23 protein-coding genes and 1 tRNA gene are annotated in these 25,102 nt (G+C 72.2%); 15 read left to right on the top strand and 9 right to left on the bottom strand.

Annotated features, from left to right (window positions below):
- Positions 1 to 60: 60 nt before the first annotated feature.
- Positions 61 to 157: transfer RNA gene (locus LO763_RS13950), tRNA-Gly, on the top strand.
- Between the two features lie 37 nt (positions 158 to 194).
- Here LO763_RS13950 and LO763_RS13955 read toward each other — a convergent pair.
- From LO763_RS13955 to LO763_RS13970, 4 genes are all read right to left on the bottom strand, one after another.
- Positions 195 to 842, bottom strand: coding sequence for a TetR/AcrR family transcriptional regulator (locus LO763_RS13955; RefSeq protein ID WP_230603095.1), 648 nt, complete (start codon positions 840 to 842; stop codon positions 195 to 197).
- Positions 843 to 937: 95 nt separating this feature from the next.
- Positions 938 to 2,428 carry an MFS transporter gene (locus tag LO763_RS13960; protein ID WP_230603097.1) on the bottom strand — a complete coding sequence of 497 codons (1,491 nt, stop codon included), beginning with the start codon at positions 2,426 to 2,428 and terminating at the stop codon, positions 938 to 940.
- Positions 2,429 to 2,678: 250 nt separating this feature from the next.
- Positions 2,679 to 2,861: a hypothetical protein gene (locus tag LO763_RS13965; protein WP_230603099.1), complete on the bottom strand. Its 183-nt coding sequence runs from the start codon at positions 2,859 to 2,861 to the stop codon at positions 2,679 to 2,681.
- Positions 2,862 to 2,978: 117 nt separating this feature from the next.
- Entirely contained in the window at positions 2,979 to 4,646 is a 1,668-nt protein-coding gene (locus tag LO763_RS13970) for a serine/threonine-protein kinase (protein WP_230603101.1), read from the bottom strand.
- Between the two features lie 344 nt (positions 4,647 to 4,990).
- Here LO763_RS13970 and LO763_RS13975 point away from each other — a divergent pair, with 344 nt between their 5' ends.
- The 3 genes from LO763_RS13975 (at position 4,991) to LO763_RS13985 (ending at position 9,882) form a co-directional block, all read left to right on the top strand.
- Positions 4,991 to 6,136: a citrate synthase/methylcitrate synthase gene (locus tag LO763_RS13975; protein WP_230603103.1), complete on the top strand. Its 1,146-nt coding sequence runs from the start codon at positions 4,991 to 4,993 to the stop codon at positions 6,134 to 6,136.
- A gap of 470 nt (positions 6,137 to 6,606) precedes the next feature.
- The gene (gene pta, locus LO763_RS13980; protein ID WP_230603105.1) at positions 6,607 to 8,661 is read left to right on the top strand and encodes a phosphate acetyltransferase; all 2,055 of its coding nucleotides are present in this window, start codon (positions 6,607 to 6,609) and stop codon (positions 8,659 to 8,661) included.
- A gap of 36 nt (positions 8,662 to 8,697) precedes the next feature.
- Positions 8,698 to 9,882: an acetate/propionate family kinase gene (locus LO763_RS13985; protein WP_230603106.1), complete on the top strand. Its 1,185-nt coding sequence runs from the start codon at positions 8,698 to 8,700 to the stop codon at positions 9,880 to 9,882.
- A 170-nt stretch (positions 9,883 to 10,052) separates the two neighbouring features.
- Here the strand turns inward: LO763_RS13985 and LO763_RS13990 are convergent, their stop codons facing one another.
- Complete coding sequence (locus LO763_RS13990) at positions 10,053 to 10,487, bottom strand: SsgA family sporulation/cell division regulator (protein WP_091028717.1); 435 nt, start codon at positions 10,485 to 10,487, stop codon at positions 10,053 to 10,055.
- Between the two features lie 385 nt (positions 10,488 to 10,872).
- Here LO763_RS13990 and LO763_RS13995 point away from each other — a divergent pair, with 385 nt between their 5' ends.
- The 3 genes from LO763_RS13995 to LO763_RS29400 all read left to right on the top strand — a co-directional run bounded on the left by LO763_RS13995 (position 10,873) and on the right by LO763_RS29400 (position 14,364).
- The gene (locus LO763_RS13995; RefSeq protein WP_230603110.1) at positions 10,873 to 11,541 is read left to right on the top strand and encodes an O-methyltransferase; all 669 of its coding nucleotides are present in this window, start codon (positions 10,873 to 10,875) and stop codon (positions 11,539 to 11,541) included.
- A gap of 107 nt (positions 11,542 to 11,648) precedes the next feature.
- Complete coding sequence (locus LO763_RS14000) at positions 11,649 to 12,815, top strand: glycosyltransferase (RefSeq protein ID WP_230603112.1); 1,167 nt, start codon at positions 11,649 to 11,651, stop codon at positions 12,813 to 12,815.
- A gap of 556 nt (positions 12,816 to 13,371) precedes the next feature.
- Positions 13,372 to 14,364, top strand: a complete 993-nt coding sequence (locus LO763_RS29400; RefSeq protein WP_230603114.1) for a glycosyltransferase family 9 protein — start codon at positions 13,372 to 13,374, stop codon at positions 14,362 to 14,364.
- A 234-nt stretch (positions 14,365 to 14,598) separates the two neighbouring features.
- Here the strand turns inward: LO763_RS29400 and LO763_RS14010 are convergent, their stop codons facing one another.
- A complete protein-coding gene (locus tag LO763_RS14010) occupies positions 14,599 to 15,417 on the bottom strand; it encodes an SDR family NAD(P)-dependent oxidoreductase (protein ID WP_230603116.1) in 819 nt (272 codons plus the stop codon).
- Positions 15,418 to 15,536: 119 nt separating this feature from the next.
- Between LO763_RS14010 and LO763_RS14015 the strand changes: the two genes are divergently transcribed.
- Both LO763_RS14015 and LO763_RS14020 read left to right on the top strand, forming a co-directional pair.
- On the top strand, positions 15,537 to 16,847 hold the full coding sequence (locus tag LO763_RS14015; RefSeq protein ID WP_230603117.1) for a sensor histidine kinase: 1,311 nt from the start codon (positions 15,537 to 15,539) through the stop codon (positions 16,845 to 16,847).
- Between the two features lie 61 nt (positions 16,848 to 16,908).
- On the top strand, positions 16,909 to 17,550 hold the full coding sequence (locus tag LO763_RS14020; protein ID WP_230603119.1) for a response regulator: 642 nt from the start codon (positions 16,909 to 16,911) through the stop codon (positions 17,548 to 17,550).
- A gap of 66 nt (positions 17,551 to 17,616) precedes the next feature.
- Here the strand turns inward: LO763_RS14020 and LO763_RS14025 are convergent, their stop codons facing one another.
- A complete protein-coding gene (locus LO763_RS14025; protein ID WP_230603121.1) occupies positions 17,617 to 18,180 on the bottom strand; it encodes a TetR/AcrR family transcriptional regulator in 564 nt (187 codons plus the stop codon).
- A 63-nt stretch (positions 18,181 to 18,243) separates the two neighbouring features.
- Between LO763_RS14025 and LO763_RS14030 the strand changes: the two genes are divergently transcribed.
- Complete coding sequence (locus LO763_RS14030; protein WP_230603122.1) at positions 18,244 to 18,624, top strand: DoxX family protein; 381 nt, start codon at positions 18,244 to 18,246, stop codon at positions 18,622 to 18,624.
- Between the two features lie 42 nt (positions 18,625 to 18,666).
- Here the strand turns inward: LO763_RS14030 and LO763_RS14035 are convergent, their stop codons facing one another.
- Positions 18,667 to 19,314 (bottom strand): DUF6518 family protein, encoded by a 648-nt coding sequence (locus LO763_RS14035; protein WP_230603124.1) that lies wholly within the window; start codon positions 19,312 to 19,314, stop codon positions 18,667 to 18,669.
- A 167-nt stretch (positions 19,315 to 19,481) separates the two neighbouring features.
- On the opposite strand from LO763_RS14035, the gene LO763_RS14040 reads away from it, so the two are divergent.
- The 5 genes from LO763_RS14040 (at position 19,482) to LO763_RS14060 (ending at position 24,421) form a co-directional block, all read left to right on the top strand.
- Positions 19,482 to 20,495 carry an ABC transporter substrate-binding protein gene (locus LO763_RS14040; protein WP_230603126.1) on the top strand — a complete coding sequence of 338 codons (1,014 nt, stop codon included), beginning with the start codon at positions 19,482 to 19,484 and terminating at the stop codon, positions 20,493 to 20,495.
- Positions 20,496 to 20,723: 228 nt separating this feature from the next.
- Complete coding sequence (locus LO763_RS14045; RefSeq protein WP_230603128.1) at positions 20,724 to 21,488, top strand: DddA-like double-stranded DNA deaminase toxin; 765 nt, start codon at positions 20,724 to 20,726, stop codon at positions 21,486 to 21,488.
- Positions 21,478 to 21,897 carry a hypothetical protein gene (locus tag LO763_RS14050; RefSeq protein WP_230603129.1) on the top strand — a complete coding sequence of 140 codons (420 nt, stop codon included), beginning with the start codon at positions 21,478 to 21,480 and terminating at the stop codon, positions 21,895 to 21,897. The genes LO763_RS14045 and LO763_RS14050 overlap by 11 nt, the downstream gene beginning before the upstream one ends.
- 209 nt (positions 21,898 to 22,106) lie before the next feature.
- Positions 22,107 to 22,913 carry a hypothetical protein gene (locus LO763_RS14055; RefSeq protein ID WP_230603130.1) on the top strand — a complete coding sequence of 269 codons (807 nt, stop codon included), beginning with the start codon at positions 22,107 to 22,109 and terminating at the stop codon, positions 22,911 to 22,913.
- A gap of 248 nt (positions 22,914 to 23,161) precedes the next feature.
- A complete protein-coding gene (locus LO763_RS14060) occupies positions 23,162 to 24,421 on the top strand; it encodes an MFS transporter (RefSeq protein WP_230603131.1) in 1,260 nt (419 codons plus the stop codon).
- A 129-nt stretch (positions 24,422 to 24,550) separates the two neighbouring features.
- Here LO763_RS14060 and LO763_RS14065 read toward each other — a convergent pair whose 3' ends face one another.
- A complete protein-coding gene (locus LO763_RS14065) occupies positions 24,551 to 24,955 on the bottom strand; it encodes a nuclear transport factor 2 family protein (protein WP_255672402.1) in 405 nt (134 codons plus the stop codon).
- Positions 24,956 to 25,102 lie beyond the last annotated feature (147 nt).

Raw genomic sequence — 25,102 nt, forward strand, 5'->3', positions numbered from 1 at the left:
GAGAAGGCCCGGCGGTGACGCCGGGCCTTTCTCGTGCCCGGGTACGGGGGTCGTCTCGGGGCGGACGTAGCGCAGTTGGCAGTGCTCATGCAGCGCTGCGCGCTGGTGCGACACCTTGCCAAGGTGCAGGTCGCCGGTTCGATCCCGGTCGTCCGCTCAGACGGAGAAGGCCCGGCGGTGACGCCGGGCCTTTCCTAATCCTCCTTGGCGCTCCTCGGGATCCAGCGCGCGCCCATCTCCTCGTCGGACACCGCGCTCCCCGGCAGCGGACCCGCGCCCGGGGCCCGCAGCGCCTCCAGGTACAGCTCGAGCGCCCGCAGCCGCACCGCCCTCGTCCGCTCGGCGTCCCCGATGTCGATCGACGAGAGCGACTCGGTGACCATCTGGAGGTCCCCGTTCTCCACGTCCTCCCGCAGCACCCCCGCCGACTTGAACCGCTCCAGCATGGCCCGGTTCATCGCGTCGCCCTCGACGGCGGCCTGGAACATCTCGGGGCTCGGCGTGAACGTCCCCGCCAGCCGCACGGTGATCGACGGCGTGTCCGCCACCACGACCCCCCTCATGAAGTCCCGGAACGCCTCCCAGGCATCGCCCTCGGCCTCGACCGCCTCGCGCACCAGCTCCAGGTACCGCCCCAGGCCGTCGGCGCAGAGCTTGCGCAGCAGGTCCTCCTTGCTCGGGTAGCGCCGGTACAGCGCGCTGATGCCGACCCCGGCGCGCTTGGCGACCTCGGCGATCGGCGCCTCCGGGTTCGCGACGAACACCTCGTGGGCGGCTTCGAGGATGAGCTTGTCGTTGCGGGCGGCCTGCGCCTTGCGCCCGCTGAGCGGCTTGTCGGTCATGATCGCATCCTAACGGGAACAGAACGATTCCTTCTGCAACGGCCTCGGCCGGCCGGGCCCGCGCGGGCCCGGCCGGCCGAGGCCGCCGTCGAACCTCAGTGCTCGGCCTTGGCCTGCTTCGGCAGCCCGAAGACCACCAGGAACGCCACGACCGTCAGGCCCACGGTCAGGCCCGTCACCAGCTGCGCCGCCTCCATGGCCTCGGCCGCGCCGCCGCCGATCGCGAACCCGCCGAAGAACACCGTTCCGAGCCCGGCCACGCCCAGCGCCGACGCCCCCTGCTGGAACGACTCCAGGAGCCCCGAGGCCGAGCCGACCTCGCGGTCCTCCAGCTCGCCGACGATGATCCCGAACAGCGGCACGAAGATCATGCCCATCCCGATCCCGAAGACCAGCAGCGCGGGCGACATCGACCAGGTGCCCGGAGCGGCGGCCGCGCCGAACTGGAGCCACAGGACCGCCAGGCCCAGCACCATCGTGGCGAGTCCGAGGTGGAGGACGCCGCGGCCGAGCTTCGGGGACAGCCCGGCGCTGGCGCCGGAGCCGATGAACGCGCCGACGGCCCAGGCGGCCATCGCCAGGCTGGCCTTCAGCGGGCTGAAGCCGAGGCCGAGCTGGAGGAACAGGCCGACCGCGAGCGAGAAGCCGGTGACGGCCCCGAAGAAGACCACGCAGAAGGCGACGCCGGAGACGTAGGAGCGCTTGGTGAAGACGCTCAGCTCGATGAGCGCGGACCTGCCCGAGCGGGCGCGCTTGACCTGCGTGAAGGCGAACAGGCCCAGGACCGGGACGGACGAGGCGAGCATGACCAGCGACCAGGCGGGCCACCCGGCCTCGCGGCCCTCCACGAGCGGGTAGAGCAGCAGGCCCATGCCGGCGGCGGCGATGAGCGCGCCGCCCAGGTCCAGTTTGAGGCCCTTGGCGATCGGCGCTCCGGCGGGGAGGATCTTGACGCCGAGGACGAGCGCGGCGAGACCGAGCGGGAGGTTGATCAGGAAGATCGAGCGCCAGCCGCTGCCGAACAGGTCGGCTTCGACGAGGACGCCGGCCAGGATCGGGCCGCCGATGGAGGCGAGGCCGATGAGCGGGCCGAAGACCGCGTAGGCCTTGCCCATGTCCCGGCCGAACATGTCGCGGATGAGCCCGAAGCACTGGGGGATCATCACCGCCGCGAACGCGCCCTGGACGACGCGGGCGGCGAGGAGCAGCTCGATCGACCCGGCCGCGCCGCAGGCGAGCGAGGCGGTGAGGAAGCCGACGAGCCCGATGACGAGGATCCGCTTGCGGCCGAACATGTCGCCGAGGCGTCCGCCGGTGAGCAGCCCGACCGCGAGGGCGAGGGTGTAGCCGGCCGCGAGCCATTGGATGGTCGCGGCGGTGCCGCCGAGCTCGGTCCGGATGGCCGGGGCGGCGACGTTGACGATCGAGGCGTCGAGCAGGTTGAGGAGGGTGGCCGCGAGGATCGCGATGAGGCCGAGCCAGCGCCGCGGGAAGGGCGCCGGAGCGGTTGCTTCAGCTGGGGCCGAAGCGGTTTCGGAGCGGCCGGCGGGAGCGCCGGTTGCGGGGGTGTCGACTGCGATGGCCACAGCTGCCTCCAGGGAATCCGAGTTTCTTTGGAACGGAACGCTTGATTCCACTATAGCAGACCGGAATGATCTGTTCCATTAGAAGGGCCGAATTTTCCGAGCTCGCTTCGAAGGCTTCCGAGCTGCGGAATCCCGGAGCGGCCGGTCGGGAGCCAGGAGTCGAACCGAGTGAAAGCGTGTAAAACGGGCACTCGAAGCCGCCCCCGGATCAACCATGCCGCGAGGGTGCGACGAAAGAGGCCGGCCGCGCTCAGGCCTGCTGGCCCGCGTTCAGGTAGCCGAAGATGATGATCATCGCGACCGCGACGATCACCAGCCACAGCGTGGCCTTGCGGAACTTGTGGCGGGCGCCGGGGGAGAACCACATGACCGCCGCGATGATGAGCAGCACTCCGACCACCACACCGGGCGCCGAACTGATTCCTTCGTCCACCTTGCTCCCAATCCCGTCAGGGGCCGATCGTGCCTCGACCTTTGTACCGGTCGCCCACTCCATCATTCAGGCCGGGGCCCGACCGGTCAACCCGCGCAGCGGGACCGGCGGTCCCGGTCACCAGTCGCAGGCCGTCCCCACGGCCTGGCGCTCGTGATAGGACACGCTGATCTGCTCGGCGTAGTCGACGGTCTGCCCCGCCCGCGGGCTCTGCATCATGACCTGGCAGTGCTCGGGCTCGGGGTTGAAGTAGTAGTAGCCCACGTTCGCGACGACATTGGTGAACCCCTCGGCCTCCAGCGCGTCCCTGGCCTCGAAGGTGGTCATGCCGGTGACGCTCGGGACGGTGCCGCTGCCCTCCTTGACCTGGTCCCCGGTGTCGCCCTCGTCGCCCTCATCCGATCCGCCGTCCTCGGCGCCGCCCTCGTCGGTGCCGCCGCCGTTCGCCTCCCCGCCGCCGTCCTCGGCGCTGGTCTCCTCTTGGGCCGCAGCCGATTCGGTGGCGGTCTCGCCGGCCGTCGGGCTGTCCGAGGGGCTCGGCTCCCCGGTGGTCGCCGCCGCCGACGACTCGGCTGCGGAGCTCGCGGTGTCGCCTTCACCGGCGTTCACCGGGCCGTCGCCGCCCCAGGGGTTCCAGAACGCGACCGCCAGCACCGTCAGCACCACTACGAGGGCCGCGCCCACCACCATCAGGCGGCGCCGCCGTGAGTTTCTCTCCGGCGCGCCGGGAGGCGTCGGCTCGGACGCCAGCAGGGCCGCGTCCGGGGCCCTGAACGGCGGGTTGACCGGCCCCTGGTCCAAGTCGACCGTGCTCACCTCGTCGGCGGGTGTTCCGCCTTCGCCCTCCTCGACCCGGTCGACCTGCCCGTTCGGGTCGTCCGACGCCGCGGTCGGGTCCCCGTTCGCCGCAGAGCCCTCGGCCCCCGCCTCCGGCCCGGCCTCCGCTGCTGCCACCGGGTGCTCCCCGGTCGTCGCGGCCCGGCAGGCGGCGGCCAGGACCTCACCCGAGGGCCACCGCTCCTCAGGGGCCTTCCGGAGGGTCCTCGTGACCACCCCGGCGATCGCGGCCGGGACGTGCCCGGGCAGCGCCGGAGGCTCGGAGTACAAGTGGCCGTGGATGATCGAAGCCGGGTCCGCCGCGTCGAACGGCGGCGCGCCCGTCAGGCACTCGTACGCCACGGCCCCCAGCGAGTACAGATCGGACGCGCCCGTGACGCCCTTGTCCCGCAACTGCTCCGGCGAGACGTACGGCGCCGTCCCCAGCACCCCGTCGGTCGGCGTCAGCCGCGGGCGGTGCGCGAGCAGCGAGATCCCGAAGTCCACCACCCGGACCCGGTCGTCGGCGTCGATGAGGATGTTGCCGGGCTTGACGTCCCGGTGCACGATCCCGCGCTGGTGCGCCGCCGCGAGCGCCTCGGCCGCCTCGGCCACGATCCGCATCGTCCGGGCCGGGTCGAGCCGCTGCTCGCTGTGCAGCAGCTCCGCCAGCGAGACGCCCTCGACCAGCTCCATCACCAGGTACAGCACGTCGCGGTCGCCGTCGGCCTCCTCGCCGAAGTCGTAGACCTCCACGCAGCCGGGCCCCTTGAGGCTCGCCAGGGCCTTCGCCTCCCGCTCGAACCGGTCCTTCGGGCGCTGGGCGCCGTCGAGGCCGGGGTGGAGGACCTTGACGGCCACGTCGCGTTCCAGCCGCTCGTCCTGGGCCCGCCACACCGAGCCCATGCCGCCGGAGGCTATGACGCGTTCGAGCCGGTAGCGGCCGGCGATGAGGGTTCCGGAGTCCACGTTGCGAGGTCCTCGTTCAGGGTGTGCTGCGGCGCCGGTGACCGGATGATCCGCGGGCCGAGGCGAACGGGGTCCGGCGGCTCGCGTGCGGGCGCTGCTGTCGGGCAGGGTCCACTCCGGAGCCGCCCCGGCGAAGCCGGGGAGTGCTCTGGAGAACGGTTCTGAACCAGTGTGACCTCCCGCCCCGCGGGGCGCGCTCCCGGGGCACCGTTCGGACGTTTCGGGCGCGGGGTCCCGTAGGCTGTCAGGCGAACCGGATCGGCGATCTTGACAGGTCCTGCCAGTCAGTGACGTGTGATCGCGCCGCCCCGCCGGTCCGACGGCCCCGTCGAGGAGGAGCACCAATGACCGAATTCATCGAAGTCCCCAAGGGCCTGGACCGCGTCATCGTCGCCGACACCGAGATAGGCGACGTCCGCGGGGAAGAGGGGTTCTACCACTACCGGCAGTACAGCGCCGTCGACCTCGCGAAGACCTGCTCCTTCGAGCAGGTCTGGTACCTCATGACCCACGCCGCCCTGCCCACCCGCGACCAGCTCGCCGAGTTCAAGGCCCAGGTCGCCCCCCACCGCGCGCTCACGCCCCTGCTGCGCGAGCTCCTGCCGCACCTCAAGGGCGCCTCGCCGCTCGACGGCCTGCGCACCGCCCTGTCCGCCGCGTGCGCCGCCCGGCCCATGCGGCCGGTCCTCGACATCGACGAGGCCGCCCGCGCCGACGACGCCCTGTTCGCCTGCGCCGTCACCCCCACGATCCTCACCGCCATGTGGCGCGTCAGCCAGGGGCTCGAGCCCCTCGACCCGCGCGACGACCTCGGCTACGCCGCGAACTACCTGTACATGACGACCGGCGAGGTCCCCTCCGAGCAGGCCGCGCGCGCCATCGAGCACTACCTGATCCTCACCGTCGACCACGGGTTCAACGCCTCCACGTTCACCTCCCGGGTCATCGCCTCCACCGGCGCCGACGTCGGCGCGTCCCTCGTCGGCGCGATCGGGGCGCTCTCAGGGCCGCTGCACGGCGGCGCGCCCGCGCGGGCGCTCGACGCCCTGGACGCGATCGGCGGGCCCGGCAACATCGACGACTGGATCCGCGGCGAGCTCGAGGCGGGCCGGCGCATCATGGGCTTCGGGCACAACGTCTACAAGACCGAGGACCCCCGCTCCAACCACCTGCGGGACGTCGCCACCGAGATGGGCGGCGACATCGTGGACTTCTCCAAGACCGTCGAGCGCCGCGTGGTCGAGATCCTCGCCGAGGTCAAGCCCGGCCGCAAGCTCTACACGAACGTCGAGTTCTACGCGGGCGTGGTGATGGAGCTGGCGGGCGTGCCGCGCCCGATGTTCACGCCCACGTTCACCACCAGCCGCGTGGTGGGGTGGAGCGCCAACATCCTCGAGCAGGCCCGCGACTCCAAGATCATCCGCCCCCGGGCCCGGTACGTGGGCGCCCCGCCGCCGCAGCCGGTCCCCGAAGGCGGCTTCGCCGGCTGAACCGGAGCGGCTCGGCGGCCGGCCGCGGCCCCGACCCGCTCCGACACGGCCCTCGCCTCCCCGGCGAGGGCCGCTCGCGTTCTACGACCCGTCGCTCGGCGGCGACGCTCTCGCCCCGCCGGCGAGGGCCGCTCGCCGCCGTTCACGCCTTCGGGTGACACGGCCGCCGCGGGCCGGCGTTCTTGTCGGACCCGCGGGGAAGGATGGCCCTACCTTTCCCCGGGAGGGCGGGGGTCAGGGACGGTAGTCCCGGCCTCCACCCCAGGTTTTCCGCTTCGCAGCGCTGCTCCCCCCCGGGCGGCGGGCCCGCGGCCGCCGTCTTCGGCGGCGCCGTCTACATGCGCCCCTCCCCGCCCCGCGCGACACGCCCCGCCTCACCCTGCGCAGCGGACCCGGACGGGCCCAAGCTCACAGGTGAGCCGCCGCGCAGATCGGCTGCGCGCCGGGCATGGGGTGGATAGCGTTGAGCCGTGGCTCAAAGTCTCTATCTCGCCAGCCTGGACCCCAACAGCGGCAAGTCGACCGTCGCGGTCGGCGTCATGGACCTGCTCACCCGGCGCGCCGGCTCCGTCGCCGTCTTCCGCCCCATCGTCCGCGACGCCGACACGGCCGCGGGCGACCCCGTCATCACCCTCCTCCGCGACCAGTACCGCCTCCCCGACCCCTACGAGGCCTCCGTCGGCGTCACCTACGCCGACGTCCGCGCCGACGCCGACGCGGCCCTCAGCCGCATCGTCGAGCGCTACCACGCCCTCGCCGACCGGCACGACGTCGTCCTCGTCGTCGGCTCCGACTACTCCGACGTGGCCGCCTCAGTGGAGTTCACCTTCAACACGCGCGTCGCCGTCAACCTCGCCGCGCCCCTGCTCCTGGTGGTCACCGGCTACCGCAAGACCCCCGCCGACATCGCCGCCGCGCTGCGCTTCGGCGTCGCCCAGGCCGAGGCCGACCACGCCACGGTCCTCGGCACCGTCGTCAACCGCGTCGACCCCGCCGACGCCGACCTCGTCAAGGCCGCCCACCCCGGCACCGGCGTCATCGCCGACGACCCCGCCATCGAGGCCCCCACCGTCGGCGAGCTCATCGCCGCCGCGGACGCGACCCTCATCTCCGGCGACGCCGAGGTCCTCACCCGCACCGTCGGCGACGTGGTCGTCGCCGCCATGACCCTCCCCAACCTCCTCACCCGCCTCGCCGACGACAAGGCCGTGATCCTCCCCGGCGACCGCTCCGAAGTCCTCCTCGGACTCCTCGCCGCCCACCAGGCCGAGGGCACCCCGAGCCTCTCGGCGGTCTTCCTCACCGGCGGCATCCGCCCCGAGCCGCAGATCCTCGACATCGTCGCCGGCCTCGACTCGCGCCTCCCGATCGCCCTGGTCCAGCACGACACCTTCGACATGGCCAACCTCGTCGGCGATGTCGCCGGGTCCCTCGCCGCCGGCGGGGCCGGCAAGATCACCCGCGCCCTGGAGGACTTCGCCGCGGGCGTCGACGGGGAGGACCTCCTCGACCGGCTCGCCCTCGCGAAGCCCACAGTGGTCACCCCCATCATGTTCGAGCACTCCATGCTCGGCCGCGCCAAGGCCCTCGACAAGCACATCGTGCTGCCCGAGGGCGCCGAGCCGCGCATCCTCAAGGCCGCCGAGATCCTCATCCGCCGCGACGTCGCCCGCCTCACCCTCCTCGGCGAGGAGTCCGAGATCCGCTCCCAGGCCGGCCAGCTCGGCGTCGACCTCGCCGGCGCGAACATCCTCAACCCCGGCGACCACGAGATCCGCGAGCGCTTCGCGAAGGAGTACGCCCGGCTCCGCGCCCACAAGGGCGTCACCGCCGACCAGGCCTACGACACCGTCGCCGACGTCTCCTACTTCGGCACCATGATGGTCCACACCGGCATGGCCGACGGCATGGTCTCCGGCGCGGTGCACACCACCGCCCACACCATCCGGCCCTCCTTCGAGATCATCAAGACCAAGCCCGGGGTCGCCGTGGTCTCCTCGGTGTTCTTCATGTGCCTCGAGGACCGCGTCCTCGTCTACGGCGACTGCGCCGTCAACCCCAACCCCGATGCCGAGCAGCTCGCCGACATCGCGCTATCCTCTGCTGACACCGCCACCGAGTTCGGCGTGGAACCGCGGGTGGCGATGCTCTCCTACTCCACCGGCACCTCGGGCAGCGGCGAAGCCGTCGACAAGGTCCGGGCGGCCACCGAGATCGTCAGGTCCCGCCGGCCCGACCTCCCGGTGGAGGGACCGATCCAGTACGACGCCGCCGCCGACGCCGGCGTCGCGGGCACCAAACTGCCGCAGTCGCAGGTGGCGGGAAAGGCCACCGTCTTCATCGTCCCCGACCTGAACACCGGCAACAACCTGTACAAGGCCGTGCAGCGCTCGGCAGGGGCGATCGCGGTCGGCCCGGTCCTCCAGGGCCTGCGCAAGCCCGTGAACGACCTGTCTCGGGGCGCCACCGTGCCCGACATCGTCAACACCGTCGCGCTGACCGCCATCCAGGCGAGCCGGGCCTGAGCGGGCCCGGCGCCGCGCCGTAGAGGGAGAAGTTCCATGAGCGCACCGGTCCTGGTGATCAACTCCGGGTCCTCGTCGATCAAGTACCAGCTCGTCGACGGCGACACCCCGGAGGCCTCGACCTCGGGCCTGATCGAGCGTATCGGCCAGTCCGAGTCGATCCTCACCCACCGGCACGCGGGGGAGGAGCACGAGCGGCGCGAGCACCTCGCCGACCACGCCGCCGGCCTGGAGGCCGTGGTCGCGGCCTTCGAGGAGCACGGGACGCCGCTGGGCGGCACCGGCCTCATCGCCGTCGCGCACCGCGTCGTCCACGGCGGCGAGCGGTTCGTGCAGCCGGTGGTCGTCGACGACGAGGTCGAGCGGGCCGTCGAGGACCTCTCGGACCTCGCGCCCCTGCACAACCCCGCGAACCTGGAGGGCATCCGGGTCGCCCGCAAGCTCTTCCCGCGGCTGCCGCAGGTCGCCGTGTTCGACACCGCCTTCCACGCCACGATCCCCGAGCGCGCCCACCTGTACGCGGTGCCGACCGCCTGGCGCGAGGAGCACGGGGTGCGCCGTTACGGCTTCCACGGCACCTCGCACGCCTACGTCTCCCGCAAGGCCGCCGAGCTGCTCGGCAGGAGCCCCAAGGCCGTCAACGTGATCGTCGCCCACCTCGGCAACGGCGCCTCCGTGACCGCCGTCGAGCGGGGCCGCTCCATCGACACGTCGATGGGCCTCACCCCCCTCGAAGGCCTGGTCATGGGCACCCGCTCGGGCGACATCGACCCCGCGATCGTCTTCCACATGCACCGGCGCACCGGCGCCTCCTTCGACGACCTGGACGCGGCCCTCAACAAGGAGTCGGGGATGCTCGCCCTGGCCGGCGCGATCGACATGCGCGCGGTCGAGCGGGCCGCCCGGGGCGGGGACCGGGCGGCGCAGACCGCCCTGGAGATCTACTGCTACCGCATCCGCAAGTACATCGGCTCCTACATCGCCGCGCTCGGCGGCGCGGACGCGATCGCGTTCACCGCCGGGATCGGCGAGAACTCCGCGGAGGTGCGCGCGGGCGCCCTCGGCTCGCTCGTGGCCCTGGGGGTGCACCTCGACGAGGCCGCGAACGCGGCGGGCGGGCCGGTCATCTCCACCCCCGACTCGCCGATCACCGTGATGGTCATTCCCACCAACGAGGAGGGCGAGATCGCCCGCCAGACCGCGAACCTGCTTCGCAGCTGACCGGCCATCACAGGCGTGTCCCGGCAAAAAGGACACACGATGGGCCCCCGGCGACAACCCTGACATCAGGGTGCGACAACAACGCGGCGATGGTCGTTCGCGGACATGTGAAGGGCGGACCGGGTCTCCCCGGTCCGCCCTGCGGCTCGCTGGTATGGCGTTCCGGGCGGCTATACGCCCCCGGCCAGGAGCTTCGTGAGGGTCGTGTCCATGTCCACATAGCCCGACTCGCGGCCGCGCGGCACCAGGCTGTAGGCCCGGCGGAGGAATCGCTGCACGACGCCGCGGTTGATCTCGAAGAGGGCGTTCCCGTCCGGCGAGGACAGCGCCAGAGCCACCGACTCGCCGCGCGGCGTGGTCCACGGCCACACGCGCACGTCGCCGATGCCCGTGGGCTCCTCGAGCCCCTTCGCGAGCAGCTCGCGGGAGAAGGACCAGGCGACCTGGTCGGCGTCGGACCCGTCGGGGTGGAACATCACGCACACCGCGTACGGGTCGTCCGGGTCGTAGCGCAGGCTCGCCCGCACGCTCACCGTGGCGAAATCGGGCGCGACGAGTCGCATGGTGGTCCCGATATCGACGGTCGCCGATCGTGCCATGCTCATAGCGATACCCCCCAGTGTGCGGCCCGCTCCCCCCGAAGCCGGCCGTCGTCCCAGTGCGCCGCCGCACCGGCGGACCGGAGATTCGGCGACGAACAAGTCGTTATTCAGGTCTATCATTCAAGCCGTTGCGTCGTACGAGGATCGGCAAGACCGAGCCCGGCGCGTTCCCCTGATTTAGGTGCAAAAACTGACAAAATCACCCGGGTGATCCTCTGTCCATGTCGTAATTACAACAGCAACCTTCACCCTTTAGCGGTACCATTCCGCGGCCCCTCCGACAGGAGCGGCCGACGCCCGCCGCGCACCGGAATCGCGCGAGTGCGCGCGGCCCCCGCGGTGATAGCGTTTCACCCGATGTCCTCGGACTCCCCGGAAGGAGCGAACAATGGGCCAGGCGCAATGGACCGAAGTCGACGGATTCCTCGGATCGCTGCTCGTCGGCGAGGACCCGGCGCTCGCCGAGGCGACCGCCGCGGCCCAGCGGGCCGGGCTCCCCCCGATCTCCGTCTCGCCCGCGCAGGGCAAGTTCCTGTACCTGCTCGCCAAGACCCTCGGCGCCCGGCGCGTCCTGGAGATCGGCACCCTCGGCGGCTACAGCGCCATCTGGATGGCGCGGGCCCTGCCCGCCGACGGCCACCTGGTCAGCCTCGAGTACAGCCCGCGGCACGCCGAGGTCGCCAGCGGCAACATCGCCCGCGCCGGGCTCGTGGGCACCGTCGAGATCCGCGTCGGCGACGCGCGCGAGCAGCTCCCCAAGCTCGCCGCCGAGAGCGCCGACCCGTTCGACATGGTCTTCATCGACGCCGACAAGGGCGGCTACCCCGCCTACCTCGAATGGGCCCTCAAACTGACCCGGCCCGGGTCGCTGATCGTGGCCGACAACGTGGTGCGCGGCGGCGCCGTGGCCGACGGCCTCAGCCGCGACCCGAACGTGCAGGGCGTGCGGTCCTATCTGGAGCAGGTCGCGGCGCACCCGCGACTGGAGGGCACCGTCATGCAGACCGTCGGCGTCAAGGGCTACGACGGGCTCTCCATCGCCCGCGTCCTCGAGTAGCGCCCGCGGACCTCCTGGGCGGCGGACGCGCGTCCGCCGCCCTTGCGCTGCGCGCCCCGCGCCCGCGGCCATGGTTGGTGCCCGCGCTTCCGGGGTACCAGCCGGGCATGAGGATCGCGATCGTATCGGTGCACGCCGACCCGCTGCGGGACGACGGCGGCTTGGACATCCATGTAGGACAATCGGCCGCGGCGCTGGTGCGGCAGGGCTGCGAGGTGACGGTCTACACCCGGCGCGACCGGCCCGACCTCGAGGCCGCGACCGAGACCCCCCAGGGCTACGCGGTCGTCCACATCGACGCCGGTCCCGCCGAACCGGTGCCCAAGGAGGGACTCATGCCCTACATGGGGCGCTTCGGCGAGCGGCTCGGCGAGTCGTGGGGCATCGAGCGGCCCGACGTCGTGCACGCCCACTACTGGCTCTCGGGCCTGGCCGCCCTGCGCGCGGCGCTCCCGCTGGAGATCCCGGTCGTGCAGTCCTTCCACGGGCTCGGCGCCGCCGAACGCCGCCACCTCGGCTCGGCCGACCCCAACCCCCGCGAGCGCGTCGGCATCGAACGCGAGATCGCGGGCACCTGCGGCGGCGTCATCGCGGCCTGCGAAGCGGAGGCGGCCGACCTCGCCGAGATCGGCGTGGCCGCCGACAAGGTCACGGTCGTCCCCGGCGGCGTCGACCTCAACCTGTTCTGCCCCGTCGGGCCCGCCGCCGGCAGGGACGGCTGGACCCGACTCCTCGTCCCCGGCAACCTCATGCGGCGCAAGGGCGCCGACGCCGCGATCCTCGCGCTCCAGCACCTGCCCGGGACGGAGCTGATCATCGCCGGGGGCCCCGAGCACGGCCAAGCGGAGGACGACGCGGAGGCCCGCCGCCTCCGGTGGGTGGCCGAGGAGGCCGGCGTCTCGGAGCGGGTGCTCATGCCCGGCCGGGCCGCCCACGACGCCATGCCGGCGCTGTACCGGGCCTCCGACGCGGTCGTGTGCACGTCCTGGTACGAGCCGTCCGGAGCGGCGGCGCTGGAGGCCATGGCCTGCGGCGTGCCCGTCGTGGCGGCGGCGGTCGGCTGCCTGAAGGACCTGGTGGTCGACGGCGTGACGGGGCGGCTCCTGGACGAAGCGTCCGCCGAGGCGGTCGCGGCGGCCGTGGAACCGTACCTGAGCGACCCGGCGCTGGCCGAACGCGCGGGCCTCGCGGGCCGGGCGCGGGCCTGCGGCAGGTACTCGTGGGAGTCCGTGGCGGCCGAGACGGTCAAGGCCCTCGAACGCGCCGTGGCGTGAACGCGGCGGCGCTCCGCGCGGGGGAGTCCCTCCGTGATCGGCTTCAAGGCCGCGGTCGGCATCGGCGGTGCTCCGTGCGGGGAACTGCTACTGCTCACGCCCGGCTCCGGGGACGTGTACGGCGCGGCGCTCTGGTCCTCGGCCGCGAGGCGGGCGGCGAGGAGGCGGCGCTCCGCACGCGGGGAGCTCCACGAGGGAGCCGAGCGGACACGGCGAACCGGGAGGGCGGCGCTCCGCGGGGGCTCCGGTGGTGAACGAGGTCGCGCATGCTGTTCTCTCGGCGGCGCTCGGCACGGGAGGGCTCGGCAGCCGCCGAGGCCGTACCGGTCGTACGGGCCGAAGCGGGCGGCGGCGCCGTTTCCGGCGCAGGGACGATCCCGCTCGCGGCGATGGGAAAGACCCCCGGTTTCGATGGTGCCCGCGGGGTACGACGATCCGGCTCCGGCGGCCCCGCCGCCGGGCGCATGACATAGGTGAGGTTTGCCACTCTTGTCACCGGGTAGGCGAATAGTACTGGTCGGTGCGCGAGTACCCCAGCCGAACCCGGGAGGCCACAGTGAACTCATGGAACGGAAACCCCACCCCCGAGGCCACTGACGCCGCCGCGACCGCGGACGGCACCGTCCTCGTCCTGCGCGCCCGCGGCGTCGGCGACCTGCTCACCGCCGTCCCCGCCCTCCGGGCCCTGCGGAAATCCTTCCCCGCCAAGCGGATCGTGCTCGCCGCGCCCGAGCACCTGCGATCGCTCGCCGACCTCGTCGAGGCCGTCGACCGGCTCCACCCCACCACCGGCGTCGACGACCTCCACTGGCACAGCGAGGCCCCCGACCTCGCCGTGAACCTCCACGGCCAGGGCCCCGACAGCGTCCGTGGCCTCCTCGGCACCGGAACCGACGAGATCATCGCCCACCGCCACCCCGAGGTGCCCGGCGTCGCCGGGCCGCACTGGCGCCCCGAACTCCACGAGATCGACCGCTGGTGCCGCCTGCTCGACGACAACGGCATCACCGCCGACCCCACCGACCTGCTGCTGGCGCCGCCCCCGCGGCCCACGCCGCACGTCGGCACGGTCGTCGTCCACCCCGGCGCCTCCTCGGCGGCCCGGCGCTGGCCCGCCGACCGCTTCGCGTGGGTCGCCGGGCGGCTCCAGGAGGACGGCCACGAGATCGCCGTCACCGGCCGCGCCGAGGACCTGGGCCTGGCCCGGGCGGTCGCCGCCGCGGGCGGCATCGCGCCATGGCGGGTCCTGGCGGGCCACACCGGCCTCGACGAGCTCGCGGCCGTCGTCGCCTCCGCGCGGCTGGTGCTGTGCGGGGACACCGGCGTCGCGCACCTCGCGACCGCGTTCGGGACGCCGTCGGTGGTCCTGTTCGGGCCGACGCCGCCCACGCTGTGGGGCCCGCCGCCGTGGCGCCGCCGCCACCGCGCCCTCTGGGCCGGCCTCACCGGCGAGGCCCTCGCCGAACGCCCGGCGCCCGGCCTCCTCGAACTCGACCAGGAGCAGGTGCTGGGAGAGGCCCGCCGGCTCCTGGAGCGCTACCCCTTCTGACGCGCTCGCGAGCCGGGGCCCGCGGCGCTCGTCGCCTGGCCGCGACGCCGGTTCGCCCACCCGCGTCACCGGTTCGGGTGAACGATCGGCCCCGGGCCCCGATTTCTGTCGTACCCGCGCGGGAGAGTGGGGGCTACCTTCTTTCCCCCTCGGGAGGGTGGGGGTTAGGGATGGCAGCCACCTTTAGCTGCGGAACGCGGGCCGCACCTGCTCCTCCTCCGCCCCGCCCTTGCCTCAGCGGTCCTGGTAGTCCGCGAAGCGCCGCAGCACCAGCCCTATCAGCCGCGTCATCAGCCTCCGGGGCCGCCTCGGCAGCAGGTGCGCCTCCGGCCAGTTCTTCGCGTCCGGCACCGTGTACCCCCGGTTCCGGTCGAGCGCCCGCAGCGACTGCCGCACGATCTGCTCCGGCTCCGCCAGCAGCCAGCCGAGCTTGCGCCGGTTGTACTTGATCCCGTTCGCGATCGGGAACCCCGTGTCCACCGGCCCCGGGCACACCGCCAGCACCCGCACCCCCGTCCCGCGCGCCTCCTCCCACAGCCCCAGGCTGTAGTTCACCACGAACGCCTTCGTCGCCGCGTACAGCGCCATGTACGGCTGCGCCTGGAACCCCGCCATCGACGCCACGTTCACCACCGACCCCGAACCGCGCGCCACCATCCCCGGCATGAACCGCTTCACCAGGCCCGTCACCGCCACCACGTTCAGCATCACCGCGTCCCGGCCGTACTCGGCGGCGATCTCCACGTCCCGCCCGAACTTCCCGATCCCCGCGTTGTTCACCAGCACCTCGACCTCGACCCCCGCCGCGTCGACCGCCTCGCCGACCCGTTCGGCCGCCCCCGGCTCCGCCAGGTCCCGCGCCACCACCAGCGCCTCGGCCCCGTGCCGCGCCCGCAGCTCCCCGGCCAGCGCCTCCAGCTTGTCCGCCGACCGCGCCACCAGCACCACGTTCATGCCCCGGCCCGCCAGCTCCCGGGCGAACACCCTCCCCATGCCCGACGACGCCCCCGTGACCAGCGCCCACGGCCGCGCCGCCGCCGATTCCGCACCCATGACCGGTCCCTCCGTAGCCGAGCACCACCCGCCCAGCCTACCGATCCGGCCACCCCGGACAGTCGAACCGCAGGTAGGGGCCGGGGCCTCGGCGAAGCTGCGGGTACGCTTGCCGCACCATGTCGATGCCTACCAACCCGATCACGCGACGGCTGGCCCTCCCCGGCTGGTCGGTCCTCCGCTTCAGCCTCACGCTCGTCGCCGCCGCCCTCCTGGCCGCCGCGATCGTCACCGGCGTGCTCGTGGTGTTCTGGATCGGCATCCCCGTCGCCGTCGCCGTCTTCCTCGCCATCCGCGTCTGGGCCAACGCGCAGCGCCGCGTCATCGGCGAGCAGCTCGGCGTCCACATCCCCGTCCCCTACCGCGCCCGCCCCAAGGCCCGCATCGACCAGCAGGCCCTCTGGCTCGTACGCGAGGCCGCGACCTGGCGCGACGTCGCCTGGCTCGCCATCGACGCCACCCTCGGCTTCATGGTGAACCTCCTCTACCTCGGCGTCTTCGGCGTCGCCGTCTACTACCTCGTCCAGCCGCTGCTGCTGGTCACGATCTTCCACGCCGCGCCCATCCCCATGGCCGTCAACAACTTCGGCTTCTTCGACTTCGACACCCCCGCCAAGACCCTCCTGCTCGTGCCGCTCGCCCTCGGGTGCGCGGCCGCCTGGTGGCGCTGGGGCGAGCTGTTCCTGCGCTGGTACTCCCACCTGGGCGTCCTCCTCCTCGGCCCCACCGCGAAGGCCCTGCTCACTGAGCGCGTCACGGAGCTGCGCCAGGCCCGCGACCAGACGGTCGACCACGCCGCCTCCGAACTGCGGCGCATCGAGCGCGACCTGCACGACGGCGCGCAGGCCCGCATCGCCGCCCTCAGCCTCACCCTCGGCATGGCCGAGGAGCTGCTCCACCACGGCCGCCCCGACCAGGCGGTCGCGCTCGTCGGCGAGGCCCGCCAGGCCTGCTCGGACGCGCTCGAGGAGATCCGCCAGCTCGTCCGCGGCATCCACCCGCCGGTGCTCGCCGACCGCGGCTTCACCGGCGCGCTCCAGGCGATGGCGCTCGACCACCCGCTGCCGGTGTCGGTCGTCGACCGGCTCGGGGACAAGCTGGCGCCGCCGCTGGAGGCCGCCGTCTACTTCGCCACCAACGAGGTCCTCACGAACATCACCAAGCACGCCGAGGCGACCCAGGTCCACGTCGTCGTCGGCCGCGAACGCGACCGGGTCGCCATCGAGGTCTGCGACGACGGGCGCGGCGGCGCGGTCGTCGCCCCCGGAGGCGGCCTCGACGGCGTGGCGCGCCGCCTGGCCGCCTTCGACGGCACGCTCGACGTCTCCAGCCCCGAAGGCGGCCCGACCGTCGTCACCATGACGGTCCCCGCCGCCGTGGTCGTCCGCGGCGGCGCCGATAATGCGCCTGACCGCGCCGCACCGCGCTGAACACCCCAATTCCAGACAGACCTCCGAGCCGAGCCGCGGCTCGAGACACCAAGGAGCCACGATGGACGTCGTCCTCGCCGAAGACCACTCGCTCCTGCGCGACGGCCTGACCCGCATGCTCGAGGCCCACGACTGCACCGTGGTCGAGGCGGTCGACAACGGACCCTCCCTCACCGCGGCCCTCCTCAAGCACCGGCCCGACGTGGCCGTGGTCGACATCCGGCTCCCCCCGACGTTCAAGGACGAGGGCCTGCGCGCCGCCATCGAGGCCCGCCGCCACATCCCGGCCCTGCCGATCCTCGTGCTCTCCCAGTACGTCGAGCAGCTCTACGCCCGCGAACTCCTCGGCGACCGCCGCGGCGGCGTCGGCTACCTGCTCAAGGACCGCGTCTCGAACGTCGGCGAGTTCATCGAGGCGCTGCGCCGCGTCGCCGCGGGCGGCACCGCCATGGACCCCGAGGTCGTCGCCCGCCTCCTCGGCAAGCAGCAGAACCGGCTCGACGCCCTGACCCCGCGGGAGCTGGAGGTCCTGGGGCTCATGGCGGAGGGGCGCACGAACGCCGCGATCGCCGCGAGCCTGTACGTCACCGAGAAGGCCGTGGGCAAGCACTCCGCGAACGTGTTCCGCAAGCTCGGCCTCGGCCAGTCCGAGGACGACAACCGCCGCGTCCTGGCCGTCCTCGCCTACCTCGACGGCAACTAGCCTCATACGCCGCGCGGGCGCCGCCGAACCGCCGTGTCCGCGGAGGCCGCGGTACGGCTCGGCGGCTCAGGCCGGTTCGTCGCCGGAAGGCTCGGCCAGCGCCGGGGCGATCCGCGCGAGGAGGCGCATCACGGCGGCCAGGTCGCCGTCGGCGACGCTCCAGGGCGCGGCGCTGGCGCCGATCACGACCAGATGCGGGACCAGGGCGGCGATCCTGGCCGTTTCAGCGCCGGGGAGGAGCCTGGTCCACACTTCCTGGAGCGCCTCCAGCCGCGCCCGGTCGATCCCGGCCACGACCCGCTGCGCATCGTCGTCGTGCCTCGCCCAGGCGCGCAGGGCGGTTTCGATCCGGGCGTCGTAGAGGCCGTCGAACGCGCCGACAAGCGCCTCGATCCGTTCGAGACCCTCGCCGGGCGCGTCCGCGACCGTCCGCCGCATCGCCTCGACCGCCCGATCCCCGTAGCGCTCCAGCATCGCCCGGCGGTAGGCGTCCGCGCCGTTGAAGTGGTGATGGAAGGAGCCCTTGCTGACGCCGAGGCGGGCGGCGATCCGGTCGATCCGCACGCCCGGCAGCCCCGTCTCGGCCAGGGCTTCCAGCCCGGCGGTGATCCAATCGTCCCTGCTGGCCACGCCCGCCTCCTGTTCAGTGGTCGTCTTCGACGAACATACCATACCGTATGGTACGGTAACTTCATGATCACGCTCGCCGCACTGCCCGACCCCCTCTGGCCCGTCCTGCTGCTGGCCGCAGTCCAGCTCGGGGACGGGCTGCTGTGCCTGCGCCCGGTCGGGTTCATCGCCGACTGCTTCGAAGCCGTCGAGTGGCCCCGCAAGTTCTGGCGGGCGATGCCGGTGCTGAAGTTCGCCGCCGCCGCAGGACTGGTCGCGGGCATCTGGGTCCCGTACCTCGGTCTGCTCGCCTCGCTCGGCCTGGTCGCCTACTTCGTCACCGCCGTCGCCATGCACGTGCGCGCCGCAGACTTCGGCCGCAACCTCTTTCTGAACGCGACCGGCATGCTCCTGCTCTGCGCCGCCGTGACCTGGCTGAGCTTCGTCGGCCACCTCCCGGCCTGAGCGCGGCCGCGATCCGGCACGGGCCTCGCGCCCGCCCCGGGATCAGGCGCCGAACCCGGCCGCCCTGAAACCCAGGTAGCCGACCGCCGCCAGCGGCACCGCCGCGGCGAGCGCGTACAGCCGCGCCCGCCGGCCCCGCGCCAGGAGCAGCGGCAGCGCGAGCCCGATCACCGCGGTGATGAGCGCCGTCGCGAGCCCGTCGGTCCGGTACTGCGCCTCCATGCTCGACCGCCGGCCCAGCAGCAACGCGGCCTCCGCCAGGAACACCGCCCCCAGCGCGGCCGGGCCCGCCACGGCCCGCCAGCGGACCGCCGACCGCGACCACGCCCCGAACGTCCCGAACACCACTCCGGCGAGCACCCCGAAGGCCATCCAGACCAGCGACGTCGGCGCCCACAGGTTCGCGAGGTCGTCGTTCTGTATCAGCGTCGCGGCCAGGTAGTAGCTCTCGACGGCGACGACCAGCAGCACCACCCCGGCGAGCGCGGGCCGCCACCGGCCGGTCCGCACCCAGGCGCCGATCGCGAAGGCCCCGACCGCCCAGACGGCGCTCGAGTTGGCGAGGTTCGCCCACGGGTAGGGGAGCGCGCGCTGCGCGACCAGGTCGACGGCGCCGAGCGCGACGCCCCCGGCGACCGCGACCGCCAGGATCACCGGCAGCCCGCGCCGGTCGGTGTGCTCTCCGGACATGGCCGGGAGTATGCCATGAGGCCTCCTCCAACGATCACGGAGGATACCGAGTATCCGTGCAAACGGGGTTTTCGCGCCATGCGGCGGCCGCGCCGCCCCGGCTGATTAGTTAGGTTAGGCTAACGCAAGTTCACTTCCCTCCAGTGCGCCCTCCCCAGGAGAACCCCATGCCGCTCGACCCGTCCGCGACACCGAATCTCAACCGCCGCAACCTGTTCACCGCCACCGCGGTCGGCGGCGCCGCCCTGCTCGGCGCCTGCGGCACCGGCGCCGACGAGGACGGCGGCGGCGACGCGTGGACGTACACCGATGACCGCGGCGAGACCGTCGAACTCGGCGGCGCACCTGCCGTGGTCGTCGCCTTCACCGGCCTGGCCGCCTCCCTCCACGACTACGGCGTCGAGGTCGCCGCGGTCTTCGGCCCCACCGTCACCGCCGACGGCGGACCCGACCCCCAGGCCGGGCGCCTCCCCGTCAACGACCTCGAGATCATCGGCAACGTCTTCGGCGAGTTCGACCTCGAGGCCTACGCCGCCCTCGGCCCCGACCTGCTCGTCTCCCACCACTACGAGGGCTTCCCCCTCTGGTACGTCCCCGAGGAGCGCATCGGGCAGATCGAGGAGCTCGCGCCCTCCATCGGCGTCCAGGTCTCCGACAGCACCCTCGGCGAGGTCCTCGACCGGCACACCCGCCTCGCCGAAGCGCTCGGCGCCGACCTCGACTCCGCGGAGAACGCCGCCGCGGCCGACCGCTACGACGCGGCCGTGGAGGCCGTCCGCGCCGCCGCGACAGCCAACCCGATCACGATCCTGGCCTGCAACGCCTACGGCGAGAACTTCAGCATCGCCAACCCGCCGGACTTCACCGTCCTCGCCACCTGCGCCGAACTCGGCGTCGACCTCGTCGTGCCCGAGGCCCCCGCCGACGGCGGCTACTGGGAGCCCCTGTCCTGGGAGAACGCCGACAAGTACGACGCCGACCTGATCTTCCTCGACGCCCGCTCCGGCAACCTCCAGGCACCGGACCTGGTCGACTACCCGACCTGGAACGCGATCTCGGGCGTCGCGGCCGGGCAGGTCTTCGCCTGGAACTCCGAGCCGGTCTTCTCCCACGTCGGCGCCGCCGAGATCCTGGAGGCCATCGCCCAGGCCATCACCGAGGCCGAACCGGTCACCGCTTAGCAAGACCATCCTGAAGGGACCGGCCGCGTATTTCCGCGCGCCCGGCCGCCGGTCGCGCCCGTGGGTGCCCGCTCGGACAGGCTGCCGACCAGAGCTTCCCAGGCCGCTGCGAAGGCGCTGCCTGAGGGATCGACCTATGGCACCGCATTCGGCCGCAACTCGGCGTGGCGCGGGGACCGTGCGGTGGCCGCGTCATAGGGTTGCAGTCCCCCGATGCGAGGAATCTCCATGGCATCGATCGGCGACGTTGCGGCGGTGCTGCGCGCGGCGATGGTGATGGCCGAGGAGGCGACGCGAGCGGTCAAGGCAGCCGGCGACAAGCTGGAGCGCGTGCTCGCCGACCTGGGCGCCATGCTCGAGGCGTCCGCGAACCCCGACGCCCATGAGGGGCAAGCCCAGATGCGTGCCGCCCACCGGATGCTCGGTGACATCCTGGCAGCGCTCGCATCCGGCAACACCACGATGGGCGACTACGTCGCCTCGATCGCAGGCAGCGACGGCACCACCGGTTCGTTCGCAACTGCGGGCCCCCGGCCGGCTGCCGGAAGCGACAGCGCGGCGCCGTCGGCGGTCACGCCGTCGACCGCGATCCCGCCGCTCGTGCAGCGGTTGGCGCAACGCCTGCCGGTGTGGGACGAGGACGAGCCGACCACCGCCTACGCCTACACCGATGAGGACGGTGTCGAGACCGAGTTTCGCAGCGGCAGGGACGCGACCGCGAAGACCGGGCTAAAGCCCGATTACGCGAACCGGTGGATCATGGACCATGCCGAGGCCAAGACCGCAGCGGCCATCCGCGCGGCGACCGGTGACCAGCGGGTGACGATGGTGATCAACAAGGAGCCGTGCCAGGGGGTGAAGGGCTGCGATGCGACGCTGCCCGCCATCATCCCGACCAGGTCGAGCGTCACGGTCTATCTTCGAGACGGCGACGGCGTCTCGTTCTACCGCCATTACGAGGGCAACGGAGAAGGAATCGAACATGGCCCATAGTGTCCGCTGGGACATCAACCAGGAGCCCCTCGCGAGCGCCGAGGAGGCCGCGGCCTTCATTGCCGAGCAGCTCGCGATGGTCAACCCGCACGGCACGCACAGCGTGACCCTGTGGTTCGGTCCTGAAGGCGCCAAACGCCGCGACATGCCGCTGCGAATCGATCTGGACCCCGAAGCCGGGGCCGCGGCGGTGCGGTGGGTGCCTGAGGGCCTGATCGCGGTCGACCCGGATCTGGAACCTCGCGACATCACCGTCTGCGAGTCCTCCGACCGGCCCCTGGTGACCATCCCGGCGGCCCTGGCCCGCACCGGTATCGAGACCGCCCGGCAGATCGCGATCGACTACGTCCGCACCGGTCAGCGCCCCAACGGCACGGAGTGGCAGCCTTTTGTCATTGAGGAAGCATGACGGGTGCCGAGCTGGACCTATGAGAGCTTTTGACACCGCCTGGACCACCGCAGCGCAAGCGATGCACTCCAACTGGCGTACTAGGGTCGTCGCATGCACTTTCAAGCAATGGGCATGGAGGCGGCCGCGGCGCGTGCCAACACCCTGAGAGCGCAGGGCGGCCAACCCGCTCCCGATGCGATGAATCGGAGACCGCGAGGAGCGGCGGCGTGAGCCGGGCGCCGCGGCGTGGGTACGGGACGAAGTTCGACGGCCCGGTCCGCTTCTACCCGCTGGTGCTCGGCGGCGCGACGGTCGGCTACCTGTGCGCCGCTGCCGACGAAGCGCGGCCTGCCGCCGGCACGATCCTGATCCTCTCGGCACTCGACATGCCGGCACGGATCGACCTTGCCGTGTTGTGGGAGCGCCGACTCGCAGATGCTGCCACTGCGGGGTTGCGCCCGCTCGAGGCCCTCGAACAGTGGCGAGGCGCGCCCGAGGACTCCGTGGGCGGCGCAATCCCCCCGGGCGCGCAGCTCAGGGATGCGGCGAGCGCAGCGGTACTTGTCGAGTGGGCGAACCCGGGCGAGGTACCGCCATCGGACCTAGCGGGCCCGGTCCCCCAGCCGCCGCCGGGCCGGAACGATTGGCGGCTCTCGCATCCGGAGATCGAAGCTCGTGAACGCTGCAAAAGTTATCCGAGAGAAACTCCTGAACAGGTGCGCTATCTGCCGGTGCGGATGGACCACGACCTGATCGGCTATGTGTGGGCCTCGGTGACCGATGACGCGGCCGGCTTCATGCAGAACCAGCGGTCGGGCAAGACCAATTGGGCCGAGGTGTGGTGGCTCGAGGAGTTCGTGAAACTCCACGGCGCCGGGCTGAGTCCGCTGGAGGCGCTCCGGGCCCGCAGCGGCGCGCCGCAGCATCCGACCGGCGGGCGCATCGACCCCATGGACTGGGAGCGCACCGCCAACGATCTGAACTACCTGTTCCGACTCGCGCAGAAAGGCAGACTGCCGCCATGGCGATACTGACGATGCAGGGCGGGGGAGTGTGCAAAGGGCCGGTCCCTTCTGTCCGTGCAGTCAAGCGGAGCGCAACGGACTGGCCGGTCCGGCTGCGCCCAGACCGAGATTAAAACCGCTGTCTTCTCTTGCCGCGTCGCAACCATAATGATCGACAGCGCTCGTCTCTCATCCTGAAGCGGCGCTACCGCAGCGCAAGAGGTGGACTCCGGATGGAGTGCTCGACTGGCGTTTCCTCCGAGAGCAGGGCGCAGGACGTGGAAGATCAGGCCGCCGACACCCGGGAGCGGCGGGGGCTCCTTGCCCGGAACCGCTCGTTCCGGCTGCTGTGGTTCGGCGATGCCGCCAGCCAGGTCGGCAGCATGATCACCTACATCGCCCTGCCGCTGGTGGCGATCCTGGCTCTGGACGCTTCCTCATTCGAAGTCGGCCTGCTCACCGCCGCCGGATACGCCGCGTGGATCCTGGTCGGGCTGCCCGCGGGAGCACTACTGGACCGAAGGCTGAAGCGGCCGGTCATGGTCTTCTGCGACATCGGGCGCGCCGCGCTGGTGCTCTCCATCCCGGTAGCGGCAGCGCTGGACGCCCTGACCTTGGGGCAGTTGTACGCGGTGGCACTCGGGACCGGCATCCTGACGACGGTGTTCGACATCGCCTACCCGGCATACGTGCCCCACATCGTGGACCGATCCGACCTGGTGACCGCGAACGCCCGCCTGCAACTGATCTACTCGACCTCCCAGATCAGCGGCCCTTCGGTGGGCGGCGGGCTGGTCCAAGCGCTCACGGCGCCGTTCGCCATCCTGGTCAACACGGCGACCTTCCTCATCTCCGCGGTGTGCCTCGGCAGGATCGACGACACGGAACCGCCTCCTCAGGTGACGACCGGCGAGAGCCTGCTGACGCAGATCAAGGACGGCCTGCGGTTCGTGCGACGGCACCGGGTGATCCGCTCGGTCATGATCGCCTCAGCGGGGTTCAACTTCTTCATCGCCGCGCACGAGGCCCTGGTCGTGATCTTCCTGGTGCAGTCGGTGGGTGTCTCACCCGGACTCATCGGAGTGCTGCTCGCCTCGGCGGGCATCGGCGGATTGGTCGGGGCCTCGCTGATGGGCCTCGCCCAGCGCAGGCTCGGCACCGTGCGCCTGATCTGGGTCGTCCCGGTGCTCACGGTCCCCTTCGGGACGCTTCTGCCCCTCACCGAGAACGGGTGGGGCTTGGCGTTCTTCGTGGTGGGCGCACTCGTTCCGGCCATCGGCGTGGTCGCCTTCAACGTCGCGGTCGGCACCTTCATCCAGACGCTGGTCCCAACGGGCATGCTCAGCCGCGCCGGAGCCTCGATCCGGGTGGTCACCCGCAGCGCACTGCCCATGGGCGCCTTCATCGGCGGTGCGGTGGCCCTGCAGATCCCGATCAGCGCCGCCCTGCTGGCGGCCGCACTCGGCATGACGTTGTCGGTCCTGACCCTCCTGGCCTCACCGATCCGAGGCAAGCGAGAGCTGCAAGACATCATGTGATCGGCCTGCCGTCGAAAACCGCAGAAGCTCATCCAATACGTTTGCAGTCGATAAGGCTTCCGGAGGTGGGCGCGCCGTGGTGCCCGTACGTGGAGGGCTCATGCCATTGCGGGGCGGGTGGTTCGGTCCTCAGTAGCGTTCGACGAGGTGCTCGCGGCCCGCGGGCGGTTCGTAGGGCTCGGGCCAGAAGTCGACGACGCGGGTGATCAGGCCGCTCTCGTCCGTGTAGAGCCAGACGCAGGCCTCCTGGTGCTCCTCGCCGACCCGCGAGTCCACTCGGGCGGCGGCGTACCGGCCTTCGCAGACGAGGTGTTGCACGGCCAGGTGCCAGTCGCCCGGGTACTCCCGGTTGAAGCGGAGGTACGCGTCGCGACCGGTGATGCGCTCGCGCGTCTGCGGCATCTCGTACACCACGTCCGGGACGAGCAGTTCGGCGAAGGCGGCCCAGTCGCGGGCTTCGAGGGCGGCGAAGTAGTTCACGGCGGTGTCTCTGGTGTCGGTCACGGCTGGAAGCGTAGGCGGTGGGACCGACAACGGGCCTGTGCGCGGGCCGAGCGAGCTGAGCCGATCGGTCGGCCCGCGCACAGGTTCCTTGCGACCCTGGGGTACCGCGTTGTGAGACGACCTGAGGCGGCGCGGTAAGTCGCGTTGCGGGTTGTCGATCAGGCCGCGGGTGCGCTG

This window comes from Glycomyces amatae (genome assembly GCF_020991375.1).
Lineage (GTDB): Bacteria > Actinomycetota > Actinomycetes > Mycobacteriales > Micromonosporaceae > Glycomyces > Glycomyces amatae.